The following is a 9,540-nucleotide window of genomic DNA, read 5'->3' on the forward strand; positions in this document are numbered from 1 at the left end:
ATTCAGGGTAATCCAGAAAAATGCCTGTAGTTTAAATACAGTTTATGGAGCAGGAGAAATTTGTCTGAAGAAAGACGACATTAGCTAAGCAAGATAATTTTCACATTCATATTTTTAAGATTTAAAGATGTGTAAATGTATAGTACAATGGCACTTATCAAAAATTATATAGGCTAACAGCTAAATTGTTGCGGTTAAACCATTTTATGAGTTAAAAAACCTGAACAAATCTTCTTTAAATGCATCACCTACAGGAATAACAAAATCATCTATTGTAACAGATTTATTATGCACCGACCTTATTTTATTTATAGGCACAATGTAAGATCTGTGAACCCTTACAAAACCTGAAACAGGCAGCTTATCAAGCACAGCCTTCATCGACATCCGTGCTGTTAAAGGCGCCTTACCTGCTATGTGTATCTTAATATAATCATCAAGCCCTTCTATTAATTTAATTTCCTCAAAAGGTATGCGGTGCAATTTATAATTTGCCCTAACGCAGAGATGCTCCTGCTGTTTAACCTCAAGACTTATAGCTATTTCTTTTTTTGCCTTTTCTATGGCCGTCATAAATCTTTCAAATGAAAATGGCTTTAGCAGGTAATCTGTAGCATTTACATTAAAGCCCTCTACTGCATATTCGCTGTATGCGGTTGTAAATATTACCATTAATCCCGGTGGTAAAGATTTATAAAACGCAACGCCATTTTTACCGGGCATCTGTATGTCAAGGAACAGCAGGTCTACCGGAAATTTTTTTATATGCTTATAGGCTTCCTCCGTTTTTGTAAAAGCCTTTTCGAGCACAATACCCTCATGTTTGGCACAAAAATGCTCTATTACTTTAAGGGCAAGTGGTTCATCATCTATTGCTATAGCCTTTATCATGTTAACATTAATGTAAGTTGCACATCAAAAACGGTATCATTCTCAAAAATGTGGAGTTTATATTTTTTAGGATACAAATGTTGCAGGCGCTGCTTAACGTTTGCCACACCCATACCTGTTTTTTCATCTTCACTAATTTCTGCCTTTACTTTATCATTTGTAATAATTAACTGAAGTGAATTTTCTGTAATATCAATCTTAATAGAAATATTAGACACTTCTTCAGGATTAATGCCATGTTTAAAAGCATTTTCTATAAAGGGTATAAGCAATAATGGTGCTATTTGTTTTCCTGATGCATCTCCGTTTATACTATACTCAAGCTGTGTGTTTTCATCTATACGCAGTTTTTGCAGTTTTATATAATTATTTATGTAATCAAGCTCTTTTTGCATCGGCACAAATTCACGGCTGCTTTCGGTTACAACATAACGCATCATGGCAGAGAGTTTTACAATAGCATCAGGTGTGGCATCAGACTTTTCTAATGACAAGGCATAGACACTGTTAAGCGTGTTGAACAAAAAGTGTGGATTTATCTGTGCTTTCAGGTACGCAAGTTCTGCTTTTTGCTTTTCGTTCTGAACATTAAAAAGGGTTTGCCTAAGGCGAAGCATAAAAGAAAAAACAAAAACCAGCGCAAATAAAAAAAATGTACCACCCGGCCAAAAGATAAAGGTTGGCGGTTCGTGTGGTAAACTTATATCCTGGTCATGCTCATACATCTGTTGTATATATCTGTCAATAAACACGGATGGTAAAATAACTATAACAAAAAAACATACTAATACACATAAGCCCATTAGGGTATATTGTTTATGGTAATAGAACTTAGGTATAAGGTATAAATAGTTAAGATAAAAAAAGCCAAGCAGCATTATATAGCTACTTAAACTAAAAATAAAAGGGACAATTTTAAACATCCCGAAACCTTTATCAAGGTCGGGAGAAGAAAGTATCGGAATGCTCAAAAATAGCAGGCTTCCAATAATATGAAGCAAAAGGTTTTGTACACTTTTTTGCATTTTTTAAAAGGCATATTATAAACAAAGCTACCAAATAAAGAGACTTCCGGCTTAAAAACATCGGTAAAGAGCGTAATAATGCAGGTAAAAAAAAGCCCTGCACGTTGTGCAGGGCTTTAGAATAAAATGCATATGTGTTACTACTGCTTTACAAACTGAAGCGTTTGTGTAGCATCTGCTTTGTTTATTTTTATAAAGTACATGCCATTTGCATAGCCCGAAATATCAATACCCATAGTTGAGGAAGTTACTTTGCCTTTGCCAACAAGCTGCCCAAGGTTATTGTATATAGCATAAGCTTCAGGTAAGCTGCTGCTGTCAGGTATGCTTATATTAAGTATACTGTTGGCAGGGTTAGGATAAAGCTTAATTGCATTAAGGCCTTTTGCAGGATTGTTTGTACCCATAGTGGTATTTACACCAAACGGAGTCATTTCCATATCTGTAAATTGTCCGCCTTCGGCAATAACCTGTCCGTCTGCAGTAGTTACAGTATAATAGCCTTCACCATATTCGCAGCAAATGCCGTCTTCAGCAAGGTCAAGTATTGCAAAAATATAGCATTGGTTATTCTCTACCTCAATAGTTTGGGTATATAGCTGATTATCACCATAATATTCAGAACCAAACGGATCATCAAGGTCAATGTTACTTACTAAAGGCTCTTCATTACTGTCCAGTAAAGCCCAAATAGTTTCATCACCATAATCATCAGTCATAACAGTAACAATAATCTGGGTAGTATCAAAGCTTTGCGCAACTAAAAAGTTGTCTTCTGCAGTATTGTTCTCAGCAACTTCATCAGCAATTCCGTTAACGTTTGCTATAGTTGCAGTAAAATCATGAGTACCTGCCTCTACAGTAACTGTTGGCAGTGTTATAGTTGCCTGCGCATTTGTGGCAAGGTTACCTTCCCATGTGTAGGTACCTTCTTCACCACCATCTATATTGTAATTAATAACAGCCGAAGTAAGTGCAGTGCTACCATTGTTTTTAAGTATAAGCTGCGGCTCAAATGAAGAAGAACAGGTACTGTTAAGGCTCTGAATTTGCAAAGCACCATCAAGTTCAGGCACAATACCAAGAGTACAGCCCGGAGATGTTATAAGCGAAACCCTTCTTGGCGAGTTTGCCAAAACAGCAACCATTCTGTCTTTCTGGTCCTGTGTAAATATATTCTGGCAGGTATCGTCAGTATAATCCATGTAGTTTTCTATCATATCCATACCGGGAGATGCAGGGCAGGTATCAGTACCCTGATTGCAGCCTGCATTTGCGTTAGACGATACAGGTGTATCAGTACAAAAGTCATCAACAGTACAGTCTCCATCGCCCCAAATATGCCTTAACCCGAAAAAGTGCCCTACTTCGTGCGTAGCGGTACGGCCTTCATCTTTACCCGATTCAGGATTATAAGTACCCGCAGGGTAAATAGCGCTTGAGCCAAAATACTGGTGCCCTATAACAACACCATCCGTTTCTGCTTCTATAGCCAGTCCGGGCCCATCAAGGCCGTCAAGCCCTGATGCAGTAGGAAATTGCGCATAACCTAACACCTCACCAAAAAATTCATATATATGGTCTACTACCCATATATTAAGGTATTTTTCAGGATCCCATTGCGTTTGCGGCTTAAGTACTGTTTCTAACGACTCCATATCCCAGCCGTCTGCACTGCCAAGGTTATGGCGGATGATACCTGTTGTGGCAATACCGTTAGGGTCCTGCTGCGCAAGGCAAAATTCAATTTCCATATCGCCACCTACCGGGTTTGTATTATATCCTGGCGTATTAAGCATGCGCCTGAAATCCTGGTTAAGCACCGTTATCTGAGACAGCACCTGAGCGTCAGCAATATTCTCATTGGTTCCCAATGCATCGCCATTGTGCACAACGTGTACCACAACCGGTATTGTAACCACATTATTGGTAGATTTTTGCATAAAGCCGGCAAGCCTTTGCGCCCTTACTGCTTCTACTTTAGGTGCCAGCCATTGTTCGAATTCCTGGGTTGTGGCACGTTTATCATTTTTCTTCTGTAAAAGTGCTTCATATTCTGTAGCACCACATTTTTGCAGCTCGCCTGATACTGTTTTACCAAAAACATGAGCCTTCTTGGCTGCTGCTTTTTCCTGTGCAGTTACACTTACTGACAAAGTAAGTGCTGCTACTAAGAAAGCGGCACTGAAAGTAATTCTTTTCATAAGTTATTTGATTGATTTTTAACTGCGCCGAATTTAAGAAAATATTTTAATGCTGCTATGCCTTATAAATTAAAAACCCGGCATAAGCCGGATTTTTAACATATTAAGTACTATTGTAATGAGAAGATTATATAGAAGCCATATCGTGGCTCATTATTCTTTCTTCTATGGCGCTCCATAAGCCAAGTCTTTTTTGTAATGCAAGTTTTGATATTTCTTCAACTTCTTTCCATTTAACCTCATCATCCCCGCATAGCTCAATAACCATTTGCATAGCCATAGGCCCGTGCTCATCACCGTCAAGTTCAATATGCCTGTCAAAATAATACACAAGCTTGCTTAAATCAGTCTCGGGGAAGTTTGCCTGAAAGTTCCTGATAATTTCTGTAAACATGTCAGGTATAAGTTCTTCACGCCCAAATGTAAATGCTGCTGCAATTTCGTGCGGCTTCCCCTGCTCTACCACAGTAAAGGTAAAATCAAGAAAATCTTTGATGTTTTCATGAAGCCCGCTTTGCTTTATAGAAACAAATATATTATGGGTTACAATAACATTTTCAAGAAATGCCTTAATTTCAGATGTATCTGCACCACAGGCTTCCATTGCATCCAGGTACATCTCAAAATGACTTTGCCTTTTCCCTTCAGCGTTTATATCGGTTTCCTCTGCAAGTACAATTTCATTAATAAGGTAACGGGTCTGCGGATTGCCTGCGGGCATCCACGGCGTTGTAGTACAGGTTAACTTTGACTGTAGTGCTTTAAGCAACGACATAAAATCCCACACGGCATAAACATGCCCAGTTAAAAAATGCCGTAAATCTTCTACAGATTTCACTTTACCGTACAATGGGTGCTGTAACAGTTGCTCCCTTTGGCTAAGGATGCTGCTGTTGATAGTCTCGATATTCATAGCATTCTATTTTTATACAAATTTATAAAAGCCCATGTGTATTATAAGGACTTTTTATTGATTTTATCTATACAATAATAATGCCTTGTTTTATAATACGGCTTATAATTTATAAACGCATAACATAGCTATTTGGTTTGCCGTAACTATATTTTTTATAAAAAAAACCCTGCATTTGCAGGGCTTGTATACTAAGTAGCTGAATTACTTTTATTTAAATGCCGCATGGCCTGTTATATCCATACCTGTTATAAGCAGGTGGATATCATGCGTACCTTCATAGGTAATAACACTTTCAAGGTTCATCATGTGGCGCATGATAGAGTATTCTCCTGTAATACCCATACCACCTAAAATCTGGCGTGCCTCGCGGGCTATATTAAGCGCCATATCAACGTTGTTACGCTTTGCCATAGATATTTGTGCAGATGTTGCTTTGCCCTCGTTACGCAACACACCAAGCCTCCAGGCAAGTAATTGTGCTTTTGTAATTTCGGTTATCATTTCTGCCAGTTTCTTTTGCTGTAATTGGGTAGCTGCAATTGGCTTATCAAACTGCATACGCTCTTTTGCATAACGAAGTGCTGTGTCATAGCAATCCATTGCAGCACCAATAGCACCCCATGCAATACCAAAACGTGCAGAATCTAAACAGCCGAGTGGCGCGCCAAGACCTGATTTGTTAGGCAGCAGGTTTTCTTTTGGTACTTTTACATTATCAAAAATAAGTTCTCCTGTTGCAGATGCACGAAGCGACCATTTATTGTGTGTTTCGGGTGTAGTAAAGCCTTCCATACCGCGCTCTACAATAAGCCCGTGTATCCTGCCCTGCTCGTCTTTAGCCCAAACTACTGCAATATCGGCAAACGGGGCGTTGCTTATCCACATTTTGGCACCGTTAAGCAGGTAATGGTCTCCTTTATCTTTAAAGTTGGTAATCATGCCGCCCGGGTTAGAGCCATAGTCAGGCTCTGTTAAACCGAAGCAACCCATAAATTCGCCACTGGCCAGTTTTGGCAGGTATTTTTTGCGTTGCTCTTCGTTACCATACTTATATATAGGATACATAACTAAAGATGACTGCACTGATGCAGTAGAGCGTACGCCGCTGTCTCCTCTCTCTATTTCCTGCATGATGAGGCCGTAAGAAATCTGGTCGAGGCCGGCTCCACCATATTCTTCGGGTATATAAGGTCCAAAAGCCCCAATATCGGCAAGGCCTTTAATTATCTGGTTAGGGAATTCTGCCTTTTGGGCATAGTCTTCTATAATAGGTGATACCTCACGCTTTACCCACTCACGGGCTGCATCGCGCACCATTTTTTGCTCATCTGTCAGCAATTCGTCTAACAGGTAGTAGTCAGGTGCCTGAAAAAGATCGGGTTTCATTCGCTGTTTGTTTTTATATGTACAAAAGTAAATAAGAAACCTAACAAATCAATAATATTTTGTTGTGATTTTTGAATTTAATTAAAAAGTAGTGCAAGTACATGCAAAATGTCTGCTGATTTTATTTCTTTGTTAAAAAACATTACATGCGGTACTACCTACTATTTATGTTGCTCGCATTTTGGGTTGCGGGAGCACAAACAATAACAATATTAAACGCCGAAAGCAGGCAGGGCATTCCTTATGCTGCGGTAGTCTTTAAAAAAGAGGGTAAGCCTGTAGATGGACTTTACACCAACGAAACAGGCGTTCTTACACTGCCTACATCTGATTATGACACGGCAGAAATAAGCAGTATTGGCTATGAGCACAAAATAGTTAACAGGCATGAAATTAAAGCAGAGCTCTATTTAAAACCTAAAGCTATTGAACTGGCAGAGGTAATAGTCTCTTCGGCAAAAGATACACTTATAGGCGAATATAATTTTAAGAAAGCTAAAAACCAGCCGATAGGCACAGGCCATCAGCTGGCAGTTTTTATTGATAACCCTTCAGGGCGCGATGTTCCGCTTAAAGCGGTATGGCTTAAACTGGCTAAGATAAAATATACCACAGTTGTCAGGATATACCTCTGCGCGAGGAAAGATTATGTGCAGGAATATGTTGAGGCCGGAGGCGAAACAGGGTCTTATAAAAGCTATATACCTGCGGAGGAGCTTACCGGGCACAATATTATTGCCGAACTAAAACCTGAAAGCGGTAATGAAGCGAAGATAGACCTTGAAAAATATGAGCTGGTACTACCGAAAGAAGGCGCTTTTGTGGTAATGGAAATTATTGGGCATTACAACACGCTAAACCAGAATGTAGTTAAGCCAGCTGTTAAAGATATAACTGCAATAGAAGTACACAAAGCCATTAATGACAACTACTGCCAAAAACTGGGTATTACCAATTTGTTTTGGGTAAATGCTAACCGTTGGCTGAGAAATGATTATGAGTACATGGGCTCTAAGCCGCCACGCAATACCTTTATAACACCAACAATGGGTGTGGTAATTGGCCTGTAGTTACTACATCTTCAGGTAAAAGTCCTTAGTGAGCGCTATATATTCAGAAGTGTATTGATGCCGCGCCGTTTCTATAGTAAGCTCATCTGTTGCAGCAGTATCCTGCGGCGCTTTTTTAAAGGCTATGAGGCTGCGGTTTATTTCGGATTGCGGCGCACCTTTTACTCTTGTAATTTTATACGGGAATAACGAATATTCTTCCGCCAGCTTAATAAAGCCTTCCTCTTCTTTATAAGGCAGAATAAGTGCAAATATCCCTTCTCCCGACAGTAACAATGATGCTGCTTCGGCAAGTTCATCAAATGGCATAGAGGCCGCCTGGCGCGCCATGTCACGCTCTGCATTGCCGCTACTGTAATCTTCACTGTAAAAAGGCGGGTTAGATACTATAAGGTCATACTCCTCATCTTCCATTTCATCAACAAATTCGTCCAGCCCGGCATGGTAACAAAAAAGGCGGTCGCCCCAGGGGCTTTCTTCAAAGTTTTCTACAGCCTGTTCATATGCCTCATCCACAATTTCAAGTGCATCTATTTGTTCGGCTGTGCTTCGCTGTGCCAGCATCAGTGCCACAACTCCTGTGCCTGTGCCAATATCCAGTATACTGAAAGGATTATGCTCCAAAGGTGCCCATGCGCCAAGCAGCACACCATCGGTACCTACCTTCATGGCACATTTATCCTGATTTACACTAAATTGCTTGAACCGGAAAACAGACATAATATAATTTGATTGTAATAATGAAGATAAGTAAATGCAGCGAACCTTTCATGCATTATACTCATAATTAAACCTTAATTAACTAAGGTAAAGATCAACAAGGCCTTCAGGAGTATTAAGAATGATTTTTTTGTTTTCGCGGTCAACCTTAACAATAAAATCATCAATCATGGGTACCAATATCTCGGTCTCCCCTTTTTTTATTTCAAAAAGCGGTTGTGCCGAGTTATCATTAATTCCGGTAATAATGCCTATGTCGCCAAGTCTTTGGTCTTCGGCTGTAAAGCCTATAATTTCGTGAAAGTAAAAACGGTTGCCTTCCAGTTTAGGCAGTACCGTAAGCGGCAGGTAAAGGCCGCAGCTCATAATGCCGTCGGCATCATCTTCATTGTTAATATCCTCAAACCGGATTCGCAGGAAATCGTTTTTGTGCAGCGAACTGCTTACAATAAAAAAAGGAACCAGATGTTTGTTTATTTCAACAAACACTGATTCCAGATTTTCGTACAACCCTGGCTCATCGGTATCAAGCCATGCCAGTACCTCGCCTTTGTAGCTGAATTTTTTGGCGATCTTGCCTAAATAGAAACAATCTTCTTTACGCATTAAACGCCAATTTAAAATTAAGCCTGGGTTTCTTCGCTGTTTTCTTCGTTAGCCGGTTCAGCAGCAGCCTCTTCGCCTTCAGCAACAGGTGCTTCGGCAGCGGCAGCTTCCGCCTCTGCCTGCTTAGCGGCAGCAACACGGTCTTCGTTAACTTTTTTCTCAGCTTCAAGCGCTTTAGCTCTGGCATCAGCCTTAGCGTCAGATAAGCCTTTAGACTTACCTTCAATCTTAGCTGTTTTTTCCTCTAACCATTTTGCAAGCTTTTCATCAGCCTGCTCCTGTGTTAAAGCGCCTTTGCGCACACCGCCGTCAAGGTGGTGCTTAAGTAAAGCTCCTTTATAAGAAAGGATAGCCCTTGCAGTATCAGTAGGCTGTGCACCATTGTGCAGCCACTGTACAGCGCTGTCAAGGTTTAGCTCTATTGTTGCAGGGTTAGTGTTTGGGTTGTAAATACCCAGTTTTTCAAGGAATTTACCATCCCTCTTAGAACGGCTGTCAGCCGCTACTACCCAGTAAAAAGGTTTACCTTTTTTACCGTGTCTTTGTAATCTGATTTTTACAGGCATAATCTTTAGATTAAATTTTGGGGTTCCCGACCCCTTTGTTAATTAAGGCTGCAAATATAAGAAAGTTTGGTAAACAAACGTTTATGATTATAAGTTTTAAGAATATTTCTGTTTTAGATATTTCACATTATTAATTTTTATTATGATTTCTATTAT

The 9,540-nt window shown here is 39.8% G+C and carries 9 protein-coding genes; 1 reads left to right on the forward strand and 8 read right to left on the reverse strand.

Annotated features, from left to right (window positions below):
* Nucleotides 1-204: 204 nt before the first annotated feature.
* The 5 genes from Q0K96_RS12985 to Q0K96_RS13005 form a co-directional block, all read right to left on the reverse strand.
* Nucleotides 205-891, reverse strand: a complete 687-nt coding sequence (locus Q0K96_RS12985; protein ID WP_297334412.1) for a LytTR family DNA-binding domain-containing protein — start codon at nt 889-891, stop codon at nt 205-207.
* On the reverse strand, nt 888-1,916 hold the full coding sequence (locus Q0K96_RS12990) for a histidine kinase (protein WP_297334413.1): 1,029 nt from the start codon (nt 1,914-1,916) through the stop codon (nt 888-890). Before Q0K96_RS12990 ends, Q0K96_RS12985 begins: the two co-directional genes overlap by 4 nt.
* A 140-nt stretch (nt 1,917-2,056) precedes the next feature.
* Nucleotides 2,057-4,120, reverse strand: coding sequence for a M43 family zinc metalloprotease (locus tag Q0K96_RS12995; RefSeq protein ID WP_297334414.1), 2,064 nt, complete (start codon nt 4,118-4,120; stop codon nt 2,057-2,059).
* Nucleotides 4,121-4,247: 127 nt separating this feature from the next.
* Nucleotides 4,248-5,033 (reverse strand): DUF3050 domain-containing protein, encoded by a 786-nt coding sequence (locus Q0K96_RS13000; RefSeq protein WP_297334415.1) that lies wholly within the window; start codon nt 5,031-5,033, stop codon nt 4,248-4,250.
* A 210-nt stretch (nt 5,034-5,243) separates the two neighbouring features.
* Nucleotides 5,244-6,422: an acyl-CoA dehydrogenase family protein gene (locus Q0K96_RS13005; RefSeq protein WP_297334416.1), complete on the reverse strand. Its 1,179-nt coding sequence runs from the start codon at nt 6,420-6,422 to the stop codon at nt 5,244-5,246.
* Between the two features lie 146 nt (nt 6,423-6,568).
* Here Q0K96_RS13005 and Q0K96_RS13010 point away from each other — a divergent pair, with 146 nt between their 5' ends.
* Entirely contained in the window at nt 6,569-7,492 is a 924-nt protein-coding gene (locus tag Q0K96_RS13010; protein ID WP_297334417.1) for a hypothetical protein, read from the forward strand.
* Nucleotides 7,493-7,495: 3 nt separating this feature from the next.
* Here the strand turns inward: Q0K96_RS13010 and Q0K96_RS13015 are convergent, their stop codons facing one another.
* The 3 genes from Q0K96_RS13015 to Q0K96_RS13025 form a co-directional block, all read right to left on the reverse strand.
* Complete coding sequence (locus Q0K96_RS13015; RefSeq protein ID WP_297334418.1) at nt 7,496-8,161, reverse strand: methyltransferase; 666 nt, start codon at nt 8,159-8,161, stop codon at nt 7,496-7,498.
* A 129-nt stretch (nt 8,162-8,290) separates the two neighbouring features.
* Nucleotides 8,291-8,818 (reverse strand): ribosome maturation factor RimM, encoded by a 528-nt coding sequence (gene rimM / locus Q0K96_RS13020; protein ID WP_297334419.1) that lies wholly within the window; start codon nt 8,816-8,818, stop codon nt 8,291-8,293.
* Between the two features lie 17 nt (nt 8,819-8,835).
* Entirely contained in the window at nt 8,836-9,384 is a 549-nt protein-coding gene (locus tag Q0K96_RS13025; RefSeq protein ID WP_297334420.1) for a 30S ribosomal protein S16, read from the reverse strand.
* Nucleotides 9,385-9,540 lie beyond the last annotated feature (156 nt).

The sequence above is a fragment of the Flavobacterium sp. genome, from assembly GCF_024305175.1.
Lineage (GTDB): Bacteria > Bacteroidota > Bacteroidia > Flavobacteriales > Flavobacteriaceae > Flavobacterium.